The sequence below is a fragment of the Pseudomonas sp. NFPP28 genome, from assembly GCF_900115535.1.
Lineage (GTDB): Bacteria > Pseudomonadota > Gammaproteobacteria > Pseudomonadales > Pseudomonadaceae > Aquipseudomonas > Aquipseudomonas extremorientalis.
In genome coordinates this window covers 111,814-134,496 of sequence record NZ_FOWT01000007.1, presented here as the reverse complement: position 1 = coordinate 134,496, position 22,683 = coordinate 111,814, and the positions used below count along the sequence as shown (strand labels likewise).

The window sequence follows — 22,683 nt, the reverse complement described above, 5'->3', positions numbered from 1 at the left end:
GAGGAGAGAGGCATGGATGAGCACAAAGCCCTGCGGGTCATGCGCACCATGGTCGATGGCGGCCAATTGACCGACCCCGACAGCGCCCGGGGCAAGCTGCTGCAAACCGCGGCCCATCTGTTTCGCAACAAGGGCTTCGAACGTACCACCGTGCGCGACCTGGCCAGCGCCGTGGGCATCCAGTCCGGCAGCATCTTTCATCACTTCAAGAGCAAGGACGAGATCCTGCGGGCAGTGATGGAAGAAACCATCCACTACAACACGGCGATGATGCGCGCTTCGCTGGAAGAGGCGAGCAACGTGCGCGAACGCGTGCTGGCGCTGATCCGCTGCGAATTGCAGTCGATCATGGGCGGCAGCGGCGAGGCCATGGCGGTGCTGGTGTACGAGTGGCGTTCGTTGTCGGCCGAAGGCCAGGCCCAGGTGCTGGCACTGCGCGACGTGTACGAGGCGCTCTGGCTGCAAGTGCTGGGGGAGGCCAAGGACGCGGGCTACATTCGTGGTGATGTATTCATCACGCGGCGTTTCCTCACCGGCGCGCTGTCCTGGACCACCACCTGGTTTCGCGCCGAGGGCAGCCTGACACTTGAGCAGTTGGCCGAAGAGGCCCTGTTGATGGTTTTGAAGGCCGACTGAGGCGCAAGCTATTAATTTACCGCTGGAAAGTTGTCTCTCCAGACAAAAACGCCTAGCTTATCGCCATGAGCGTTTTTGAACGGTGTGTGCCTTGATGTTTTCGCCATGGCGGCTGGCTGCAGGACTTACCTTTTGGGCACTGGGCACCGCGTGGTGGATGCCAGCTTCGGCTGCGCAGTTGGTACGCATCGGCGCGGCGCATTTCCCACCCTACACCGTACGGCCGGAGCAGGGCGCCGACACCGGTTTGCTGCCGCAACTGGTCGAAGCCCTGAACGCCGCGCAAACCGATTACCAGTTTGTGTTGGTGCCCACCTCCATCCCCCGACGCTTTCGTGATTTCGAGCAGGGCCGTGTGGATATGGCGATCTTCGAAAATCCCGATTGGGGCTGGCAGAACATTCCCCACACCAGCGTCGACATGGGCCTGGAAGATGCGGAAATCTTCGTCGCCCAGCGTGAGCCCGGTCGTGACCAAAGTTATTTCGCCGACCTCAACGGCAAACGCCTGGCCGTGTTCAGCGGTTATCACTACGCCTTCGCCAACTTCAACCCCGACCCCAAGTACATGGCCGAGCACTTCAACGCCACGTTGACTTACTCCCATGACAGCAACCTGCTGATGGTCGCGCGCGGGCGTGCCGATATTGCCTTGGTGACGCGCTCGTACCTGAGTGATTTCATGGTGCGCAATGCGCAAATGGCGGGGCAGTTCCTGGTCTCGGAGCGCATTGACCAGGTCTATCACCACTTCGCATTGCTGCGCCCGAAGGCGCCGATCACGGGGGACGCGTTTGCCGCGTTGCTCAAGCGCTTGCGCGACGATGGCGAGATGCTGAAGATTTTCGAGCCGTATCGCATTGATGTGATGGCGGTGCCCTGAGGCACCACCGGTGCGGCATCACACCCTGCGCGCAAACGTATCGCTATGGCTGCCCGACACCTTGCGGCAGTGCACCAGCGCATCACGGATCATGAAGTTCACCAGGGTCGGCGACACGCCCAGCTCCTTGGCGATGTCCTTTTGCGGCACGCCGTGCAGGCGGTACATCTCGAACGCATAGCGGGTGCGCTGGGGCAGCTCGGTCAGGGCGTCGGCGATGTTTTCCAGGGTGTTGAAGTTGATGTGCGAGGTTTCCGGTGAAGCGCCGTGAATAACCACATTCAAGCCTTCCTCTTCCGTCCCGGAGTATTTGAGCTCCAGGGCCTGCTTGCGGTAGTGATCGATCGCCAGGTTGCGCACGATCTGGAACAGATAACTCAATTGCGCCTTGAACGAAGACGTGATTGTCGGCGCCGATTGCAGCCGGAAGTAGGCGTCCTGCACCACGTCCTCGGCGCGGGAGCGGCAGCCGGTAATGCGTGCCGCGATCTTCACCAGAATCAGCCGATTATCGACGAATGCCTGGAGAAGCGGTGAGTCGCACCTGCCTGTGGATACTTGTTCCGTCATGGAAATCACCTTACTGCCAATAGGTTAGGGGAGGGCGTCCGTGCCGGGGCCTCCTACACATCGGGCAACAAATTATGCTGAATGATAATGATTGTCAAATGAGAAGGCGAACTAATCTTATGCTTTCTCGTTTGGTGTGAACCACGTCTCGCGCGTCCCTGGCGACTAATTATTTGCCGGTGCCGTCCGTTCTTCTGGGTGACAGGTCCGTTAGTAAAACGACCAAGGAGGAGGACGACATGGGTTTCTATCGTGCAAGCGGCGTGTATCGGTCTGGAGTCGTCGCCTGATGAGTACGCCGACTCGACTGCGCCTGTTCTGCCTGCCCTATTCGGGCGCCAGTGCCATGGTTTATGCGCGTTGGCGCCGGGCCCTGCCAGAGTGGTTGCAGGTCTGCCCGCTGGAATTGCCCGGCCGTGGCATGCGCATGGACGAGCCGTTGCAACGCGATATCAAGGCCTTGGCTGCGCAGCTCGCCGATGAAATCAGCCGCGACTTGAACGGCCCCTATGCCCTGTTCGGCCACAGCCTTGGCGGTCTGCTCGCCTTTGAGCTGGCGCACGCCTTGAACGCTCGCGGTGTGCCCGCGCCGCTCGCCTTGTTCGCCTCCGGCACAGCCGGGCCAGCCCGGCGTGATGTCAGCGAATACGCCATCGAAAAGACCGACGAACAACTGATCGCCCGCCTGCGCGAACTGCAAGGCACCACCGAAGAAGCCCTGGCCAACCCCGAATTGATGCAGTTGATGCTGCCGATCCTGCGCGCCGATTTCCTGCTGTGCGGCAGTTTCACCTACGGCGAACGTGCACCGCTGGGCATGCCGATCCATGTGTTCGGCGGCAAGCAGGACAGTGTGCGCGCCGACCAGTTGCTCGACTGGCAACTCGACGCCGCCAGCGGCTTTTCCCTGGACATGTTCGACGGTCACCACTTCTTCCTCGTGCAACACGAAAGCGCGTTGCTGCGTTGCGTGCGGCGCTACGCCGACGAACACCTGGCCCGCTGGCGCAATGGCGCGGCGCGGCCACTCGCCGTCGGCTGAACAAACCCCCGAATTCTTGAATTTCCCGTAAGCCGATTTCAGGCAGGAACCCCATGATGGACGCCTTCGAACTTCCCCGCACCCTGGTCCAGTCCCTTCAACGTCGCGCCGCGCAGACCCCGGACCAGGTCGCCTTGCGCTTCCTCGCCGAATCCGCCGAGCACAGCGTTGTGCTCAGTTATCGCGACCTCGACCAGCGCGCCCGCACCATCGCCGCTGCCTTGCAGGCCAATGCCGAGCTGGGCGATCGTGCGGTGCTGTTGTTCCCCAGCGGCCCGGACTACGTCGCGGCGTTCTTTGGTTGCCTGTACGCGGGGGTGATCGCGGTGCCGGCTTATCCGCCGGAGTCCACCCGGCGCCATCATCAAGAGCGTCTGCTGTCGATCATCGGCGATGCCGAGCCGCGCCTGTTGCTGACCATCGCCAGTCTCGCCGATGGCCTGGCGCAGATCGAAAATGCACCGCCGGTATTAAGCGTCGATAGCCTGGAAGGTGTCGGCAATTGGGTCGGCCCTGACCTGCACCCGGACGATATCGCCTTCCTTCAATACACCTCCGGCTCCACTGCGCTGCCCAAGGGCGTGCAAGTCAGCCACGGCAACCTGGTGGCCAACGAAGTGCTGATCCGGCGCGGTTTCGGCATCGACCTCAACCCCGACGACGTGATCGTCAGCTGGCTGCCGCTGTACCACGACATGGGCCTGATCGGCGGCCTGTTGCAACCGATCTTCAGTGGCGTACCGTGCGTGCTGATGTCGCCGGCCTACTTTCTCGGCCGGCCGTTACGCTGGCTGGAAGCGATCAGCGAATACGGCGGAACCATCAGTGGCGGGCCGGATTTCGCCTATCGCCTGTGCAGTGAGCGGGTCAGTGAATCGGCCCTGGACCGCCTGGACCTGAGCAAATGGCGCGTGGCCTATTCCGGGTCCGAACCGATCCGCCTCGACACGCTGGAACGCTTCGCCGAAAAGTTCGCCACCTGTGGTTTCACCCCGAACAATTTCTTCGCCTCCTACGGCCTGGCCGAGGCGACCCTGTTCGTCGCCGGCGGTAGCCGTGGCCATGGCATTCCCGCGCTGCGCGTCGACGAACAGGCCCTGGCCGCCAACCGTGCCGAGCCAGGGCAGGGCAGTGCGATCATGAGTTGCGGCATCAGCCAACCCGAACACGCGGTGCTGATCGCCGATCCGCACAGCCTCACCGAACTGCCCGATAACCACGTCGGCGAACTCTGGGCCAGCGGGCCGAGTATCGCCCACGGCTACTGGCGCAACCCCGAGGCCACCGCCAAGACCTTCGTGCAACATGCCGGCCGTACCTGGCTGCGCACCGGCGACCTGGGTTTTATCCGTGACGGCGAGGTGTACATCACCGGCCGCCTCAAGGACCTGCTGATCGTGCGCGGCCACAACCTGTACCCGCAGGACATCGAGCAGACCGTCGAGCGCGAAGTGGAAGTGGTACGCAAAGGCCGGGTCGCCGCGTTCGCGGTGAATGATCAGGGCCTGGAAGGCATCGGCATTGCCGCCGAAATCAGCCGCAGCGTGCAGAAGATCCTGCCGCCCGATGCGCTGATCAAGGCGATCCGCCAGGCCGTCGCCGAGGCCTATCAAGAGGCGCCGAGCGTGGTGGTGTTACTCAATCCCGGTGCCTTGCCGAAGACTTCCAGCGGCAAGGTGCAACGCGCGGCGTGTGCGCTTCGTCACAGGGACGGCAGCCTCGACAGCTATGCGCAGTTCCCCGATCTGCAAGCGCAGGTGAGCACCGGAGCGCTGGAGTCCGACCTGCAAAACCAGATCGCCGCGATCTGGTGCGAACAGTTGCAGGTCGCGACCGTTGCGGCCGATGACCACTTCTTCCTGCTCGGCGGCAACTCCATCACTGCCACCCAAGTGGTCGCGCGCCTGCGTGAAACCCTCGGCCTGGAGTTGAGCCTGCGCCTGCTGTTCGAAGCGCCGACCCTGCAAGGCTTTGCCGCGACTGTCGCGCAATTGCAGCAGGATGGCGGCGTCGCCCAAGGTGTAATCCACAAGCTGTCCCGTCAGGAGGAACTGCCCCAATCCCTGGCACAGAACCGCCTGTGGATCACTTGGCAACTGGACCCGCACAGCAGCGCCTACACCATCCCCGGTGCCCTGCGCCTGCGCGGCGAGTTGGACGAAGACGCGGTGCGCGCCAGCTTCCAGCAATTGATCCAGCGCCACGAAGCCCTGCGTACGCGCTTCTATGAGCGCGACGGCCAGGCTTTCCAGCGTGTCGACGCCAAAGCGGATGTCGAACTGCAAGTCATCGACCTCAGCGACCTGCCCGTTGCCGAGCGCGAAGCCCGTGCGCAACAGATCCGCGAAGACGAAGCGCGCACCCAGTTCGACCTGGAAAAAGGCCCGCTGCTGTGGGTGACCCTGGTGCGCCTCGACGATGAAGATCACCAACTGCTGGTGACGCTGCACCACATCATCGCCGACGGCTGGTCGCTCAACATTTTGATCGACGAATTCTCGCGCCTCTACGCCGCCGCAGCCCAAGGCCAGACCCTGGAACTGCCGCCCCTGGTCCTGCAATACGCCGACTACGGCAGTTGGCAGCGCCAATGGCTGACCGAAGGTGAAGGCCAGCGCCAACTGGCGTACTGGAAAGCGCAGTTGGGTGAAGAGCATCCCACCCTCAGCCTGGCGACCGACCACCCGCGCTCGGTACACCACTGTCACAGTGCCTCACGCCACACCGTGCGGCTTGGCGCCAGCCTCAGCAAAGCGATTCGCCACGCCGCCCAGGCCAACGAGTCCACCCCATTCATGCTGCTGTTGGCGGCATTCCAAAGCCTGCTGCATCGCTACAGCGGCCAGCGCGATATCCGCATCGGCGTGCCCAACGCCAACCGCCCGCGCCAGGAAACCCAAGGCCTGGTCGGCTTCTTCATCAACACCCTCGTGTTGCGTGCCGAGCTAGATGGGCGCCTGCCGTTCAACGAGCTATTGGCCGCGACACGCCAAACGGCATTGGGCGCCCAAGCCCATCAGGACCTGCCCTTCGAGCAACTGTTGGAAGCTTTCCCGCAAGCCCGCGAACAGGGCCTGTTCCAAGTCATGTTCAACCACCAGCAACGCGACCTCAGCGCCTTGCGTCGCCTGCCGGGCATACTCGCCGACGAGCTGCCGTGGCATAGCCGCGAAGCCAAGTTCGACCTGCAATTGCACACCGAAGAAGACCGCAACGGACGCCTGAGCCTGTCGTTCGACTACGCCGATGAACTGTTCGAAAACGCGACCATCCAGCGCCTGGCCGAGCACTACATCAACCTGCTGCATGCCGTCTGCGAACAGCCCCGGCAAGCCATCGGCGACCTCATGCTGATGCAGCACGACGAACAGGCGCCATACAGCGAAGCCCCTTGCGCGCCCGCCCAACAGTGGCTGCCCGATCTGCTCAACCAGCAGACCTCGGACAGCACCGCGCTGGTCTGGGACGGCGGCAGCCTGACCTTCGCCCAATTGCACACCCAGGCCAACCGCCTGGCCCACTACCTGCGCGATAAAGGCGTGGGTCCGGACGTGTGCGTGGCCATCGCCGCCGAGCGTTCGCCGCAACTGCTGATCGGCCTGCTGGCGATCATCAAGGCCGGTGGCGCCTACGTCCCCCTGGACCCGGACTACCCCGCCGAACGCCTGGCCTACATGCTCAAGGACAGCGGCGTCCACCTGCTGCTGACCCAGACTGCATTGCTGGAGCGGGTGCCGAGCGCTGACGGCGTGTGCGTGATTGCGATGGACAGCCTGCACCTCGACAGCTGGCCCACCCAGCCGCCCGGCCTGCACCTGCACGGCGATAACCTCGCCTACGTGATCTACACCTCCGGTTCCACCGGTCAGCCCAAGGGTGTGGGCAATACCCATGCGGCGCTCGCCGAGCGCTTGCAGTGGATGCAGGCCACTTATCAACTCGACGCCACCGATGTACTGATGCAAAAGGCGCCGATCAGTTTCGACGTGTCAGTGTGGGAATGCTTCTGGCCGCTGATCAGCGGCTGCCGCCTGGTGCTGGCCGGCCCCGGTGAGCATCGCGATCCGCATCGCATCGCGCAGTTGGTGCAGGAGCATGGCGTGACCACGCTGCACTTTGTGCCGCCGCTGTTGCAGCTGTTTATCGATGAGCCGCAGGTGGCCGAATGCACCAGCCTGCGCCGCCTGTTCTCCGGTGGCGAAGCCTTGCCTGCCGAGCTGCGTAATCGCGTGCTGGCGCAGTTGCCGGCGGTGCAATTGCACAACCGCTATGGCCCGACCGAAACCGCGATCAACGTGACCCACTGGCACTGCCGCGCCGAGGATGGCGAGCGCTCGCCGATTGGCCGTCCGCTGGGCAATGTGATCTGCCGCGTGCTGGACGAGCAGCTCAACCCGGTGCCGCTGGGCGTGCCGGGTGAGCTGTGCATCGGCGGGATTGGCCTGGCGCGGGGTTACCTCGGTCGCCCTGGGTTGACCGCTGAACGCTTTGTTGCCGACCACCAAGGCACACGCCTGTATCGCACCGGCGACCGTGCCCGGTGGAACGCCGACGGTGTGCTCGAGTACTTTGGCCGTCTCGATCAGCAGGTCAAGCTGCGCGGCTTCCGCGTGGAACCGGAGGAAATCGAAGCGCGCCTGCTCGCCCTGGAAGGCATCGCCCAGGCCGTGGTGCTGGTGCGTGACGCCCAGTTGCTCGGTTACTACACCGCCCATGCCGAACTGGACGAACAGCAGGTCAGGACCGCCCTGGCCGCCGAACTGCCGGAGTACATGGTGCCCGCGCTGTTGATGCGCCTGGACGCCATGCCGTTGAGCCCCAGTGGCAAGTTGGACCGCCGCGCATTGCCGGAGCCGGTGTGGCAAACCCGTGAGCACGTCGAACCCGAAACGCCGTTGCAACAGCAGATCGCTGCAATCTGGCGCGAGGTCCTCGGGCTGCCGACAATCGGCCTGCATGATGACTTCTTCGCCCTGGGCGGTCACTCCCTGCTGGCTACGCAAATCATCTCCCGCACCCGCCAGGCCTGTGATGTCGAGCTGCCGTTGCGCACCTTGTTCGAAGCCAGCGAGTTGGGCGCTTTCGCCGAACAGATCGGGCTGATCCAGGCCTCGGGCCAACGCAACCAACAAACCGCCATCGCCAAGGTCGACCGTAGCCGGCCGGTGCCGTTGTCCTATTCCCAGCAGCGCATGTGGTTCCTCTGGCAGATGGAACCGGACAGCCCGGCCTACAACGTCGGTGGCATGGCGCGCCTGCGTGGCGTGCTGGATGTCGGGCGTTTCGAGGCGGCGTTGCAAGCGCTGATCATGCGTCACGAAACCCTGCGCACCACCTTCCCGAGCGTCGACGGTGTGGCCTGTCAGAAGGTCTCGGCACAGACCGGCTTGCGCATGGACTGGCAGGACTTCTCCGCGCTGGCCGAACCCGAACGCCAGCAACGCTTGCAGCAACTGGCCGATCACGAGGCGCATACGCCGTTCAACCTGGAAACCGGGCCGTTGCTGCGCGCCTGCCTGGTCAAGGCCGCCGAGCGTGAGCATTACCTGGTGCTGACCCTGCACCATATCGTCACCGAAGGCTGGGCCATGGACATCTTTGCCCGTGAACTCAGCGCGTTGTACGAAGCCTTTCTCGACGAACGCCTGTCGCCACTGGCGCCGTTGCCGGTGCAATACCTGGACTACAGCGTGTGGCAGCGCCAGTGGATGGAAGCGGGTGAACGTCAGCGCCAGTTGGATTACTGGACTCGGCAACTGGGCACCGAACATCCGCTGCTCGAACTGCCTGGCGACCGCCCACGCCCACCGGTGCAAAGCCATCGGGGCGAGTTGTACCGCTTCGATTTGAGCGATGACCTCGCCGCCCGCGTGCGTGCCTTCAACGCCGAACACGGCCTGACCCTGTTCATGACCATGACCGCCACCCTGGCCGTGTTGCTCTACCGCTACAGCGGCCAGACCGACCTGCGCATCGGTGCGCCCGTGGCCAACCGTATTCGCCCGGAAAGCGAAGGGCTGATCGGCGCGTTCCTCAATACCCAGGTGCTGCGTTGCCAGCTCAACGGGCAGATGAACGTGGCTGAGCTGTTCGAACAGGTGCGCCACACCGTGATCGAAGGCCAGTCCCATCAGGACTTGCCCTTCGACCACTTGGTGGAAGCCCTGCAACCGCCGCGCAGCGCGGCCTACAACCCGCTGTTCCAGGTGATGTGCAACGTGCAGCGCTGGGAATTCCAGCAGAGCCGCCAACTGGCTGGCATGACCGTCGAGTACCTGGCCAACGATGCCCGCGCGACCAAGTTCGACCTCAACCTGGAAGTCACCGACCTCGACCATCGCCTGGGTTGCTGCCTGACCTACAGCACCGATTTGTTTGATGAGCCACGCATCGCCCGCATGGCCGAGCATTGGCGCAACCTGTTGGAAGCGTTGATCGCCAATCCCGAGCAGCGTCTGAGCGAATTGCCGTTGCTCAGTGCTACGGAACAGCGCGCGCTACAGGACAGCCTGGGCGTCGAAGCCGGTGAACATCGCCTTGATCAGTGCATTCACACGCTGTTCAGCCAGCAGGCGAAAGCCCGTGGCGATGCGCCCGCGCTGACCTTCGCCGGCGTTACCCTCAGCTACCGCGAACTGGACGCCCGCGCCAATCGCCTGGCCTGGATGCTGCGCGAGCGTGGCGTCGGCCCGCAGGTGCGGGTCGGCCTGGCGTTGCCGCGTTCGCTGGAAATGGTCATCGGCCTGCTGGCGATCCTCAAGGCCGGCGGCGCCTACGTGCCGCTGGACCCGGAATACCCGCTGGACCGCCTGCACTACATGATCGAAGACAGCGGCATCGGCCTGCTGCTCAGCGATGCGGCGATGTTCGAAGCCCTTGGCGAATTGCCGGCGAGCGTGGCGTGCTGGTGCCTGGAAGATGATTTGCCGGTACTCGCCAACTACCCGACCGATGAGCTGCCGTTTATCAGCCTGCCGCAACACCAGGCGTACTTGATCTACACCTCCGGCTCCACCGGCAAGCCCAAGGGCGTGGTGGTGGCCCACGGTGAAATTGCCATGCATTGCGCGGCGGTGATCGAGCGGTTTGGCATGCGCCCGGACGATTGCGAGCTGCACTTCTATTCGATCAACTTTGACGCCGCCACTGAGCGCCTGCTGGTGCCGTTGCTCAGCGGTGCGCAGGTGGTGTTGCGTGCCCAGGGCCAGTGGGATGCCGAGGAAATCTGCGGATTGATCCGCACCCATGGCATCAACATCCTGGGCTTCACCCCGAGCTACGGCAGCCAGTTGGCGCAGTGGTTGGCGACTCAGCAGCAGACCTTGCCGGTGCGCATGTGCATCACCGGCGGCGAAGCCCTGACCGGCGAACACTTGCAGCGCATTCGCGCGGCGTTCCAGCCGCAGGTGTTCTTCAACGCCTATGGCCCGACTGAAACCGTGGTGATGCCGCTGGCCAGCCTTGCACCGGAGCAGTTGGAGGAGGGCGCCGCCAGCGTGCCGATCGGCAGCATCATCGGCGACCGTGTGGCGTACATTCTCGATGCCGACCTGGCCCTGGTGCCGCAAGGGGCGACCGGCGAGTTGTATGTCGGTGGTGCGGGCCTGGCGCGGGGTTATCACGAGCGTCCGGGCATGACCGCCGAACGGTTCGTGGCCGATCCCTTTGCGCTTAACGGCGGGCGCCTTTACCGCACCGGCGACCTGGTTCGCCAACGCGCCGATGGCCTGGTGGAGTACCTGGGGCGGATCGACCACCAGGTGAAGGTTCGCGGTTTCCGTATCGAATTGGGCGAAATCGAAACCCGCCTGCTGGAGCACGAGTCCGTGCGTGAAGCAGTGGTGCTGGCGCTGGATTCGCCGAGTGGCAAACAGCTGGTGGCTTACCTGGTCAGCGATGTCGAGCATCACGCATTGCGCGATGCGCTCAAGGCGCACCTCAAGGCGCAACTGCCGGACTACATGGTGCCCGCGCACCTGATCGTGCTCGACAGCATGCCGTTGACCGCCAACGGCAAACTCGACCGTCGTGCGTTACCGCAGCCGGATCCCGAGGCGAATCGCCAGACCTATGTTGCGCCACGCAACGAGCTTGAACAGACGTTGGCAGCGATCTGGTGCGCCGTGCTGAATGTGCAGCAAGTCGGCCTGGACGATAACTTCTTTGAACTGGGCGGTGATTCGATCCTGTCGATCCAGGTGGTCAGCCGTGCGCGGCAGGCCGGGATTCATTTCAGCCCTCGCGACCTGTTCCAGCACCAGACCGTGCAAACCCTGGCCGCCGTGGCCACGCGCTCCGAGCTCATCTGCGCCGAGCAAGGCGTGCTCACCGGCCGCTCGGGCCTTACCCCGATCCAGCACTGGTTCTTCGACACCGAGATCCCGAACCGTCAACACTGGAACCAGGCGCTGGTCCTCAAACCCTTGCAACTGCTGGACCCTCATCGCCTGGAGCAAGCACTGCTGGCGGTGCTGGAACACCACGATGCGCTGCGACTGAGCTTTTCCCAGCGCGATGCACAGTGGCACGCCGAGCATCTGGCCGTGCCGGAAGGTGGCGTGCTGATGCAGGCGCAAGTGCGTGATATGGCGCAGTGCACCGCGCTGTTCACCGACACCCAGCGCAGCCTCGACCTGCAACACGGCCCGCTGCTGCGCGCCTTGCTGGTGGACGGCCCCCAAGGGCAACAACGCCTGCTGATCGCGATCCATCACCTGGTGGTGGATGGCGTGTCCTGGCGCATCCTGCTCGAAGACCTGCAAACGGTCTACCGCCAACTGAGCGACGGCCGCTCCGTCAGCCTGCCGGCCAAGACCAGCGCGCTGCGTGACTGGTCTGCGCGTTTGCAGGCGTATGCCGGCAACGAATCCCTGCGCGAAGAATTGAGCCTCTGGCAGGCCCGATTGGCCGGACCGGAAGTGGGGTTGCCGGTGTCTCGCCCGCACGGTTCACGGCGCAATCGCGATGCCGACACCGTCAGCGTGCGCCTGGATGCCGAACACACCCGTCAGTTGCTGCAACAGGCGCCAAGTGCCTACCGCACCCAGGTCAACGACCTGTTGCTGACCGCCCTGGCCCGTGTGCTGTGTCGTTGGACTGGTCATGCTTCGGCACTGATCCAACTGGAAGGCCACGGCCGTGAAACCCTGTTCGATGATATCGACCTGACCCGCAGCGTCGGCTGGTTCACCAGTGCCTACCCGCTGCGCCTGACCCCGCACGCCGGGCAGGGCGATTCGATCAAGGCGATCAAGGAACAACTGCGCGGCGTGCCGCATAAGGGCCTGGGTTATGGCGTGTTGCGCTACCTGGCCGATGATCTGTGCAAACACAGCATGGCTGCCTTGCCCAGCGCGCAGATCACCTTCAACTACCTGGGGCAGTTCGACCAGAGCTTCGGCGCCGATGCGCTGTTCCACCCGCTGGACGAGTCCGCCGGCCTGGCCCATGACCCGGACGCGCCGCTGGCCAACGAGTTGAGCATCGACAGCCAGGTGTACGGCGGTGAACTGGTGCTGCGCTGGACCTTCAGCCGCGAACGCCATGATCAACAGAGCATCCGTGAACTGGCAGATGCCTATCTCGCTGAGCTGCAAAGCCTGGTCGCGCATTGCCTGCAGGACGACGCCGGTGGCCTCACGCCGTCCGACTTCCCGCTGGCGCACCTGACCCAGGCGCAGCTCGACAGCTTGCCGGTGCCCGCCAGCGTCATCGAAGACGTCTACCCGCTGACGCCGATGCAAGAAGGCCTGTTGCTGCATACCCTGCTGGAGCCGGGCACCGGCCTCTACTACATGCAGGACCGCTACCGCATCAACAGCGCCCTCGACCCCGAGCGTTTCGCCCAGGCCTGGCAGGCGGTGATCGCTCGCCACGAAGCCCTGCGTGCGTCGTTCTGCTGGAACATCGGCGAAGACATGCTGCAAGTGATCCACACACCGGGCAGCACGCCGATTGAGTACCTGGACTGGAGCAACGACCCGGAAAGCGAACAGGAACCGCGCCTGCAAGCACTGCTCAAGCAGGAGCGCGAGGCCGGTTTCGATCTGCTCAACCAGGCGCCCTTCCACCTGCGGCTGATCCGCGTCGGCGCCGAGCGCTACTGGTTCATGATGAGCAACCACCACATCCTCATCGATGCGTGGTGCCGTTCGTTGCTGATGAATGATTTCTTCGAAATCTACATGGCCCTGGGCGAAGGCCGCGCCCCGCAACTGGCCACGCCGCCGCGTTATCGCGATTACATCGCCTGGCTGCAACGCCAGAACCTGAGCGAAGCACGCCAGTGGTGGCAGCGGAACCTGCAAGGCTTCGAGCGCACCACACCAATCCCGAGTGACCGGCCGTTCCTGCGTGACCACGCCGGCCACGGTGGCATGGTGGTGGGCGACTGTTACACCCGCCTCGACGCTCGCGACGGTGCACAATTGCGTGAGCTGGCCCAGGCTCACCAACTGACGGTCAATACCTTCGCCCAGGCAGCGTGGGCGCTGGTATTGCGCCGTTTAAGTGGCGACCGTGACGTGCTGTTTGGCGTCACCGTGGCTGGGCGTCCGGTAGAGATGCCCGAGATGCAACGCACCGTTGGCCTGTTCATCAACAGCATCGCGCTGCGGGTGAAGCTGCCCGAGGACGACCAGCGTTGCAGCGTGCGCCAGTGGCTGAGCGGTTTGCTCGACAGCAATATGCAACTGCGCGAGTACGAATACCTGCCGCTGGTGACGATCCAGGAACTCAGCGAACTGCCCAAGGGCCAGCCGCTGTTCGACAGCCTGTTCGTGTTCGAAAACGCCCCGGTGGAAGTCTCGGTGCTGGACCGTGCGCAAAGCCTGAATGCCACCTCGGACTCCGGACGCACCCACACCAACTTCCCGCTGACCGCCGTGTGTTATCCGGGCGATGACCTGGGCTTGCACCTGTCCTACGACCAGCGCTACTTCGACGAAACCACCGTGCAAGGTATGCTCGGTGAGTTCAAGCGCCTGCTGCTGGCGCTGGTGCAGGGGTTCCATGGCGACATGGCGGACTTGCCGCTGATTGGCGAGCAGGAGCGTGAGTTCCTGGTGGATGGCTGCAACCAGAGCGAGCATGACTACCCGCTGGAGCGCAGCTACATCGAGTTGTTTGAAACCCAGGTGGCCGCACATCCGCAGCGCATCGCCGCCAGTAGCCTTGATCAACAATGGACCTACGACGAACTGAACCGCCGCAGTAACGGCCTGGGTCATGCGCTGATTGCAGCCGGCGTGGGCCTCGATCAACCGGTGGCGTTGCTGGCCGAACGTAACCTTGACCTGCTGGGCATGATCATCGGCAGCTTCAAGGCCGGTGCTGGCTACCTGCCGCTGGACCCCGGCCTGCCGAGCCAGCGTCTGCGCAGCATCATCGACCTGAGCCGCACGCCGCTGCTGGTGTGCACCGAGGTGTGCCGCGAGCAGGCCATCGAGTTGCTGGACGGCTTCGACTGCCAACTGTTGGTGTGGGAAGAGATACCGGCACGTGGCGAAAACCCGGGGATCTGCAGTGGCCCGGACAACCTCGCCTACGTCATCTACACCTCGGGCTCCACCGGCTTGCCCAAGGGCGTGATGGTGGAGCAGCGCGGCATGCTCAATAACCAGTTGAGCAAGGTGCCGTACCTGGCCTTGAGTGACGCGGATGTGATCGCGCAGACCGCGTCGCAGAGCTTCGATATTTCCGTGTGGCAGTTCCTTGCCGCGCCGCTGTTTGGCGCACGGGTGGATATCGTGCCGAACACTATCGCGCATGATCCCCAAGGTCTGCTGGAACACGTTCAGACCCAAGGAATCACCGTGCTGGAAAGCGTGCCATCACTGATCCAGGGCATGCTGGCTCAGGACCGTATAGGGTTGGACGGCCTACGCTGGATGCTGCCAACCGGCGAAGCGATGCCACCGGAGCTGGCGCACCAGTGGTTGCTGCGTTATCCAGAGATTGGTTTGGTGAACGCCTATGGCCCGGCGGAATGTTCGGACGATGTGGCCTTCTACCGTGTCGACCTGGCGTCGACCCGTGGCACTTACCTGCCGATTGGTACACCGACCGACAACAACCGTTTGTACCTGTTGGATGGTGCGCTGGAGCTGGTGCCCCAGGGTGCTGTGGGTGAGTTGTGCGTCGCCGGCACCGGCGTAGGTCGCGGTTACGTCAGTGACCCGCTGCGCACCGCCCCGGTGTTTGTGCCGAACCCGTTCGGTGCGCCGGGCGAGCGCCTGTACCGCACGGGCGACCTGGCGCGCCGTCGCAGTGACGGCGTGCTGGAGTATGTCGGGCGTGTCGATCATCAAGTGAAGATTCGCGGCTATCGCATCGAACTGGGTGAAATCGAAGCGCGCCTGCACGAACAGCCGGAAGTGCGCGACGCGGCGGTGGGCGTGCAGGAGGGCGTCAACGGCAAGCACCTGGTTGGCTACCTGGTGGCGGCGGATGCAGTGCTTAACCCAGGCGAACGCCTGGACCGCATCAAGCAACGCCTGCGCGCCGAACTGCCGGAATACATGGTGCCGCTGCACTGGCTGTGGCTTGACCGCCTGCCGCTCAACGCCAACGGCAAACTCGACCGCAAGGCCCTGCCGGCCCTGGAGATCGGCCAGTTGCACAGCCAGGACTACTTGGCGCCGCGCAACGAACTGGAAACCACCTTGGCTGATATCTGGGCCGAAGTACTGAAAGTCGAGCGGGTAGGGGTAGAGGACAACTTCTTCGAACTGGGCGGGCATTCGTTGCTGGCGACGCAGATTGCCTCGCGGGTGCAGAAGACCTTGCAGCGGGATGTGCCGCTGCGGGCGATGTTCGAGTGCAGCACGGTGGCGGAGTTGGCTGAGTATATCGAGGGGCTGGCGGCCAATCAGATCAGTGCCGAGAAGGTGGATCGGTTGAGTGATTTGATGGCGGAGTTGGAGGGGCTTTAATCTTCTTTGTCTGTCAGGGCCTCACCGGGGGCAAGCCTCTCTCCACACTTGGAATGCATTTCAAATGTGGGAGGGGGCTTGCCCCCGATGGCGTCAGTCAAGGCGCCGCCTATTTCGGCCCAAGAATCTTCACCAGCTTCTCCGGTGACGGCGCCCCTTGTTGCTGCTGCAACCCCCCTTTGTCATCCAGATAGAAAATCGCCGGCGTCGCCGACAGCTCCAGCTCATCCATCAACTTCATATTCCCATCAAGCTTGGCCTCGATATCCGCCGGAATCTTGGCCAGCGCCTGCAACTTGCTGCCTTTACCGGCGGCCTCATGTTCTTCCAACGCTTTCTGGGGGTCTTTGGCGGCAAACAGCGCGGCCGATTTGCCTGGGCTGTCTTCGCGGATAATACCGACCATGATGTGGCGCAGTTGCACTTTGCCGGCCTTCACCCATGGCCGCGCCTGTTCCCAGAACATGTTGCAGTAGGGGCAGTTGGGGTCGCTGAACAGGTAGACGACGCGCGGCGCCTTGACGTCGCCATCCTGGATCCAGCTGCTTTTTTCCATCTTGGCCCAGACTTCCTTGGCCATTGGTGCGTACACCAATTTCTCCAGGGGCGCGCTGCTCAGGTCGTTGCCTTGGGCGTCGTACAGGTTGCCGGCGATCACGCTTTTGCCGTCGGCGGTCAGGTACAGGGCCATGCCACGGTTCTGGTATTGCGCGGCGTAGCCGGTGAGGCCGCTGGGGGCGTCGAATTTGCCGAGGATTTTGGCGCCCTTGGCTTCAATCTGTTTGACCGGTGCCGGCCAGTCTTCGGCCTGGGCCAGGGTGGCCGCGAGCGTCAGCGGCAGCAGGGTCAGCAGGTGGCGGAGGCTTGGCATGTCGGTTTCCTTTGAGGGGCGGTGTCGAAGGGTTCCATGGCGCGGGCCAGGCTGGCCTGGGACAATTCGCCGAGGTGGCTGTTGAGCAGGCGCCCATCGGCGCTATAGAACAATGTGGTGGGCAGGGCCATGGAACCCACGGCCTGGCCGAGGCGGCCACTGGCGTCGAACAGCACGTTGTCGAGGGTCAGGCCTTGGGTCGCGAGAAAGGTACTGACGCTCTGCATGCTTTCGGCCTGGTTGACGAACAGGAAGGTCACGTCAGGCCGTTGGTGTTGGGCGCGTTCCAGCACCGGCATTTCTCGGCGGCACGGTGGGCACCAGGTGGCCCACAGGTTGATCACCAGCGGGCCGCCCTTGTAGTCGGCCAGTTGCACCACCTCGCCACTGGCATTGCGCAGAGTGATCTGCGGCAGTTGCGAGCCCTTGTCGTACAGGCTCAGGGACAGGCTGGTCATGCCCCAGAACACCAGGCCGGTGATCACCCCGGCACTCAGCGGCTTGCGCAGGGCCGGGCGCCGCCAGCCATAGGCCAGTGCACCAAGGACCAGGGCGATCACGCCGGGCCAGGCGAGGAAGCCGCCGTCGCGCAGGTCGACCATCTGCACCCAGTCGTTGCGGTAGTCGCTCCAGTACATCAGCACAAAGCTGACGCGGGCAGCGAGCATGCCCAGCAGGAACAGGCTGAACAGCACCGATTCCGGGTTTTCACCACCACGCTTGGCCACGCGCCAGCCCACCAGGGTGGCGAGAATCAGCGCACTGATCAGCAGGATGTGATTCAGGGCGATGGCGAAGGTGCCGATGGTCAGGGTCAGCATCAGAGTGCATCTCGGGTTTGCGTCCAGCGTTGCAGGAAAGCGGCGGCATCCACTTCGCCGGTGATGCGTTGGGCACGGCGCTCTTCACCGTCCGGGCCGATCCACACGAAGCTCGGTGGGCCAGGCACTTTGTAGCGACCGAGCAGCGCGCGGCTGGCGGCGTTGTCGGCGGTGACGTCCAGGCGCAGCAGGCGTACGTCTTTGAGCGCCTGCATGACTTCGGGTTTGCCGAACACCTGTTTTTCCATGATCTTGCACGACACGCACCAGTCGGCGTAATAGTCGACCAACACCCATTGGCCTTGGGCCTTGGCGCTGTCGAGCTGGCTTTGCAGCACGGCCGGGTCGCTGATGGTCATGAAGGCGTCGTGGGCGGATGCCGCGCCGGCGCCTCGTGAGCCGCTGTAGACCTTCAACGGTTGCCACAGGTCGTCGCTGCCGCCCGCTGCGCCCACCACCAGCACCGCGCCCCACAAGCCCAGTACCAGAGAGCCCGCGCCAAATACCTTGGCGGCCAGGCCGTATTCGCGGGCCAGGGTCCAGCCACAGTAGGCCATGACCAGCGCGAGTACGCCCCACAGGCCGATCCACAGGTTTTCGCCGACCACCGGGCGAATCATCAGCACGGCGGTGCCGAGGAACAGGAAGCCGAAGACGCCCTTGAGCACGTTCATCCAGGTGCCTGGCTTGGGCAGGAAGCGGTTGCCCACGGTCACCAGCAGCAACAGCGGAATGCCGATGCCGATGCCCATGGCGAACAGGATCAGGCCGCCGTGCAGCGCATTGCCGCTCTGGGCGATGTACAGCAGGGCGCCGGCCAGGGGCGCGGTCATGCACGGGCCCACCAGCAGGCCGGACAGCGCACCGAGAATCCCTGCACCCACCAGGCTGCCGCCGCTTTGCTGGCGGCTGACGTTGTCCAGGCGGTCGCGCAGGAACGCCGGCAATTGCAGTTCAAAGAAGCCGAACATCGGCAAGGCGAGGATCACGAACAGCGCAGCGAAGCTGCCGAGGATCCATGGGGTTTGCAGGAGCGCGGCGAGGTTGGCGCCAAGCAAGGCAGCCAATACGCCGAGCGCGGCATACACCAGCGCCATGCACACCACATAGCTGCTGGCCAGGGCAAACCCGCGACGCGGGCTGGCACCACTGCCCACCACCAGGCCGGCGAGAATCGGCAGCATCGGCAATGAACACGGTGCAAAGGCCAACAGCAGTCCCAAGCCAAAGAATATCAACAGGCTCCAACCCAGGCTGCGTTGTTGCAAACCGCTGGCCAGGCTCTGGTCCTGGGCTTGTGCGGTGGCGGCGACGGCCGGGTTGCCACCCAGGTCCACGGTGATCGACTGCGGCGGGTAGCACAGACCCGCATCCGCACAGCCCTGCCAGCCCAGCTTGACCTGGCCGGTGGCGCCGGCGGGAATCTTCACTTCCAGGCCTTGGCGATAGACCTCCTGGTCGCCGAAGAACTCATCGCTGTGATCCTCGCCTTTGGGCAGCACGGGTTTTTCGGCCAGGCCGTCGAACTTCATGCGCTGCTTGTACAGGTAGTAACCGTCGGCAATCTGCCAATACAGCTGCATCTCGCCACTTTCAAGACGTTCGGAGGTAAAGGTGAAGGCCTTGCCCACCGGGAGGAAATCGGGTTTGGTCTCAAACGGGTTGCCCGGCGCGGCCTGGGCCAGCCCCGCGAACAACACCAGCAGAAAGGTAAACAGATGCCGCATGGTCAAGCCTTAGTTCGATGCAAGTAGGCACACAATGTGTGGCGTTGATTAACCGATGATTAACCACGGCTATTCTAGATTGAGTGTGGGGTGATTAGCGGCATAATCTGCGCTTAATCCGCTGCCCCTTTAATCTCCCCATCTTTCATGAAGGGTTCACCATGCACGTACTGGTCTGTGAAGACGACAAACTGATCGCCAGCGGCATTGTGGCCGGCCTCACCGCCCAGGGTTTCACCGTTGAACACGTGGCCACGGCGGGCGCCGCACGCGCGATGCTCAAGGCGGCGACGTTCGACATCATGGTGCTCGACCTGGGCCTGCCGGACGAAGACGGGCTCAAGTTGTTGCAGCAACAGCGCAGCCAGGGCCTGGAGATTCCGGTGCTGATCCTCACCGCGCGGGACTCGGTGACCAATCGCGTCGACGGCCTGCAAGCCGGCGCCGATGACTACCTGCTCAAACCCTTCGACCTGCGCGAACTCGCCGCGCGCCTGCAAACCCTGCTGCGACGGGTGGCAGGGCGCAGTGTCAACCTGATCGAGCATGGCCGCCTGGCCTACGACCCCAGCAGCCGCGAAACCTTCCTGGGCGGCGAGCCGGTTGACCTGTCGCGTCGCGAGCAGGCGCTGTTGCAAGCCCTGCTGCACAACAAAGGCCGGGTGCTGTCCAGCGAACAGCTCAAGGACAGCGTCTACGGCTTCAACGACGAACTGGAAAGCAACGCGCTCAACGTGCATATCCACCACCTGCGGCGCAAGTTGGGCAACGGCATTGTCGAGACCGTGCGCGGCCTCGGCTACCGCCTGGGCCCAGCCGATGGGGGCGAGGACGCATCGTGAAAAGCCTGCGCCTGCGCCTGACGTTCAAGCTCGGCGCCGCCTTTGTGCTGATCTGGGCCCTGGCGGCGGCCTGGATGCTCAATGACCTGCGCAACCAGATGATGTTCTCCCTCGACCAGCGCCTGGTCGCGTCGGCGCGCATGGTGGCGGGGCTGACCGAACAGATGCCGGGCCTGGCCAGCGTCAGCGGCGGCGCGCATTTCAGCGCTGAACAATTGAATGTGCCCGGCGGCATGGCCTGCCAGGTCAGTTCCCTGCGCGGGGAAATCCTGGCGCGCAGCCACACCACGCCGGATGAGGGGCTGGAGTCGCGCAAGAGCGGGTTTCGCGACCAGGTCGTCGATGGCGTGGGCTGGCGCAGTTTCACCCTGTCCCGTGGCGACCTGCTGATCACCACGGCCGACCGGCAAGTGGAACGCGAGGCGCTGAACCTGTCGATCCTGCTGGCGGCGTCGGTGCCGGTGGGCGTGGCGATGCTGGGCTGCCTGTGCCTGTTGTGGCTGGGCATCGGCCAGAGCCTGCTGCCGCTCAACCGTATGCGTGACGCCTTGATGCGCCGCAGTGCCGATTCCCTTGAACCGTTGCAGATCCACCCGTTGCCCAGCGAACTCGAGCCACTGCTGGAGACCCAGAACCAGCTGTTGCAACGCATTGCCAAGACCATCGAGCGCGAGCGCCGCCTCACCGGTGACGCGGCCCACGAACTGCGCAGCCCGCTCACCGCGATCAAGACCCACCTGCAAGTGGCGCGCATGACCGAAGGTGCGGCCCGCGACCAGTCCCTGGCCCATGCCGAGGAGGGCGCCGACCGCCTGCATCGGACCCTGGAGCAATTGCTGTTGCTGGCACGGGTGGAGGGTAACCTGTCGTTTGACGATGGCATGCACTCCAGCGCCGAAGAAGTAGCGCGCCTGGCGATCCAGGATGCCAATGCCGGTGACAATTCGCGCATCGACCTGGTCCTGCCGGACGACCTGTCGGCCACCCCGGTGGACATGCCGGTGGGCCTGGCGGTCGCCGCCTTGCGTAACCTGCTGGACAACGCGTTGCGCCACACGCCGACGGATACCCGGGTGGAGCTCAGCGTATTCACCGCCGCCGATAATGTGGTGTTCCGCGTGCGTGACCACGGCAAGCAGATTGCCCCCGAGGACCTGCAATACCTGACCCAACGCTTCTGGCGCAACGGTAACAGCGAAGGCTGTGGCCTGGGCCTGGCGATCGTGCAAGCGATCGTGCAGCGCTGTTCCTGCTCGTTGAAGTTCGACAGCGGGCCGGACGGCCTGCGCGTTGACCTGGGTATGCCACTGCGCTGCTGATCACTTTTCTTTCAAGTGCCAAATAGCTACCGCCCTCCTGAAGTTGAAGCCTTCAGGATGGCGGTAATTTTTTGCGCTTGAACGGGCTGAATGACTCGGCCTGTATTGAAAAAGGACGGTTCTCATGTTGGTCATCGATACCAGTTTCCCTGCCAGAGGCTTCAACGAACGCAACGGCGAGCCCGTGCGGCAGGTGATCCTGCATTACACCGCAGCGCCTTTTGGTGCCTCCCTGCGCACCCTGACTCAGGATGGGGTGAGTGCACACTACTTGCTGCCCGACCCTGATGAGCCCGACTATCGCGCGGCGGGCTATGAAGAGCTGCGTGTCTTCCGTTTGGTGGAGGAAGACCAGCGCGCCTGGCACGCCGGGGTGAGCCATTGGGCGGGGCGCGACAACCTCAACAGCCGCTCGATTGGCATCGAGATCGTCAACCAGGCGCGGGATGACGGCGGTGTGTTCAGCTTTCCGGCCTATGCGCCGGAACAGACCGACGTGTTGATTGCACTGGTTCGCGACATTCTTGAGCGATACCCGCAGATCGGGCCCACCGACATCCTCGGGCATGCGGACGTGGCGTTCGGGCGCAAGAGTGATCCGGGGCCGCGCCTGCCGTGGCGGTGTCTGCATGAAGCAGGGGTGGGGGCCTGGTTTGATGAGGCGGCACGGGCGATGTATCAGCGCCGGTTTTGCCTGGGCCTGCCGCCGGAGGTCGAGGTAGAGCGGGCGTTTCAACGCTATGGCTATGCGCCAGCGAAGAACCGGCAAGGGTTTGAACAGAGGACGCGGGCGTTTCAGATGCACTTTCGGGCGCGGGATTACTGCGGGTTCCTGGATGCGGAGACCTGCGCGATTTTGTATGCACTGAACGAAAAATACCGCGGTCTTTGACGCCGAACGCAATTCCAATGTGGGAGGGGGCTTGCCCCCGATTGCGCTCTGTCAGTCCCGACACCAGTGACTGATCCACTGCTATCGGGAGCAAGCCCCCTCCCACATTTGGTTTTGTATTCACTGGCGAGTGATCAAAGGCCCTAAA

At 63.7% G+C, this 22,683-nt stretch carries 11 protein-coding genes; 7 read left to right on the top strand and 4 right to left on the bottom strand.

The window, feature by feature from the left end; genetic code table 11:
• Window positions 1-12: 12 nt before the first annotated feature.
• Window positions 13-636: a TetR/AcrR family transcriptional regulator gene (locus BM110_RS19025; RefSeq protein WP_071489790.1), complete on the top strand. Its 624-nt coding sequence runs from the start codon at window positions 13-15 to the stop codon at window positions 634-636.
• A 94-nt stretch (window positions 637-730) separates the two neighbouring features.
• Entirely contained in the window at window positions 731-1,519 is a 789-nt protein-coding gene (locus BM110_RS19020) for a substrate-binding periplasmic protein (protein WP_071489789.1), read from the top strand.
• A gap of 18 nt (window positions 1,520-1,537) precedes the next feature.
• On the opposite strand, the gene BM110_RS19015 is transcribed toward BM110_RS19020, so the two are convergent.
• On the bottom strand, window positions 1,538-2,089 hold the full coding sequence (locus BM110_RS19015) for an RNA polymerase factor sigma-70 (RefSeq protein WP_005789991.1): 552 nt from the start codon (window positions 2,087-2,089) through the stop codon (window positions 1,538-1,540).
• A gap of 289 nt (window positions 2,090-2,378) precedes the next feature.
• On the opposite strand from BM110_RS19015, the gene BM110_RS19010 reads away from it, so the two are divergent.
• Window positions 2,379-3,131, top strand: a complete 753-nt coding sequence (locus BM110_RS19010) for a thioesterase II family protein (protein ID WP_093513993.1) — start codon at window positions 2,379-2,381, stop codon at window positions 3,129-3,131.
• 53 nt (window positions 3,132-3,184) lie between these two features.
• Complete coding sequence (locus BM110_RS19005) at window positions 3,185-16,063, top strand: non-ribosomal peptide synthetase (RefSeq protein WP_093513992.1); 12,879 nt, start codon at window positions 3,185-3,187, stop codon at window positions 16,061-16,063.
• 109 nt (window positions 16,064-16,172) lie between these two features.
• Here the strand turns inward: BM110_RS19005 and dsbG are convergent, their stop codons facing one another.
• The 3 genes from dsbG to dsbD are packed head-to-tail and all read right to left on the bottom strand — an operon-like array spanning window position 16,173 to window position 19,482.
• A complete protein-coding gene (dsbG, locus tag BM110_RS19000; RefSeq protein ID WP_093513991.1) occupies window positions 16,173-16,934 on the bottom strand; it encodes a thiol:disulfide interchange protein DsbG in 762 nt (253 codons plus the stop codon).
• A complete protein-coding gene (locus BM110_RS18995; protein WP_093513990.1) occupies window positions 16,910-17,755 on the bottom strand; it encodes a TlpA disulfide reductase family protein in 846 nt (281 codons plus the stop codon). The genes dsbG and BM110_RS18995 overlap by 25 nt, the downstream gene beginning before the upstream one ends.
• Window positions 17,755-19,482 (bottom strand): protein-disulfide reductase DsbD, encoded by a 1,728-nt coding sequence (gene dsbD, locus BM110_RS18990; protein ID WP_093513989.1) that lies wholly within the window; start codon window positions 19,480-19,482, stop codon window positions 17,755-17,757. Before dsbD ends, BM110_RS18995 begins: the two co-directional genes overlap by 1 nt.
• A gap of 161 nt (window positions 19,483-19,643) precedes the next feature.
• Between dsbD and BM110_RS18985 the strand changes: the two genes are divergently transcribed.
• The 3 genes from BM110_RS18985 (at window position 19,644) to BM110_RS18975 (ending at window position 22,535) form a co-directional block, all read left to right on the top strand.
• Entirely contained in the window at window positions 19,644-20,324 is a 681-nt protein-coding gene (locus BM110_RS18985; RefSeq protein WP_028617287.1) for a response regulator, read from the top strand.
• Window positions 20,321-21,643: an ATP-binding protein gene (locus tag BM110_RS18980; RefSeq protein WP_093513988.1), complete on the top strand. Its 1,323-nt coding sequence runs from the start codon at window positions 20,321-20,323 to the stop codon at window positions 21,641-21,643. The genes BM110_RS18985 and BM110_RS18980 overlap by 4 nt, the downstream gene beginning before the upstream one ends.
• A gap of 124 nt (window positions 21,644-21,767) precedes the next feature.
• A complete protein-coding gene (locus tag BM110_RS18975) occupies window positions 21,768-22,535 on the top strand; it encodes an N-acetylmuramoyl-L-alanine amidase (RefSeq protein ID WP_093122380.1) in 768 nt (255 codons plus the stop codon).
• Window positions 22,536-22,683 lie beyond the last annotated feature (148 nt).

What these genes read in the sequence shown, in the direction of transcription:
- BM110_RS19025 (WP_071489790.1), top strand. Translation starts at nt 13, where the DNA reads ATGGATGAGCACAAAGCCCTGCGGGTCATGCGCACCATGGTCGATGGC.
- BM110_RS19020 (WP_071489789.1), top strand. Translation starts at nt 731, where the DNA reads ATGTTTTCGCCATGGCGGCTGGCTGCAGGACTTACCTTTTGGGCACTG.
- BM110_RS19015 (WP_005789991.1), bottom strand. Translation starts at nt 2,089, where the DNA reads ATGACGGAACAAGTATCCACAGGCAGGTGCGACTCACCGCTTCTCCAG.
- BM110_RS19010 (WP_093513993.1), top strand. Translation starts at nt 2,379, where the DNA reads ATGAGTACGCCGACTCGACTGCGCCTGTTCTGCCTGCCCTATTCGGGC.
- BM110_RS19005 (WP_093513992.1), top strand. Translation starts at nt 3,185, where the DNA reads ATGATGGACGCCTTCGAACTTCCCCGCACCCTGGTCCAGTCCCTTCAA.
- dsbG (WP_093513991.1), bottom strand. Translation starts at nt 16,934, where the DNA reads ATGCCAAGCCTCCGCCACCTGCTGACCCTGCTGCCGCTGACGCTCGCG.
- BM110_RS18995 (WP_093513990.1), bottom strand. Translation starts at nt 17,755, where the DNA reads ATGCTGACCCTGACCATCGGCACCTTCGCCATCGCCCTGAATCACATC.
- dsbD (WP_093513989.1), bottom strand. Translation starts at nt 19,482, where the DNA reads ATGCGGCATCTGTTTACCTTTCTGCTGGTGTTGTTCGCGGGGCTGGCC.
- BM110_RS18985 (WP_028617287.1), top strand. Translation starts at nt 19,644, where the DNA reads ATGCACGTACTGGTCTGTGAAGACGACAAACTGATCGCCAGCGGCATT.
- BM110_RS18975 (WP_093122380.1), top strand. Translation starts at nt 21,768, where the DNA reads ATGTTGGTCATCGATACCAGTTTCCCTGCCAGAGGCTTCAACGAACGC.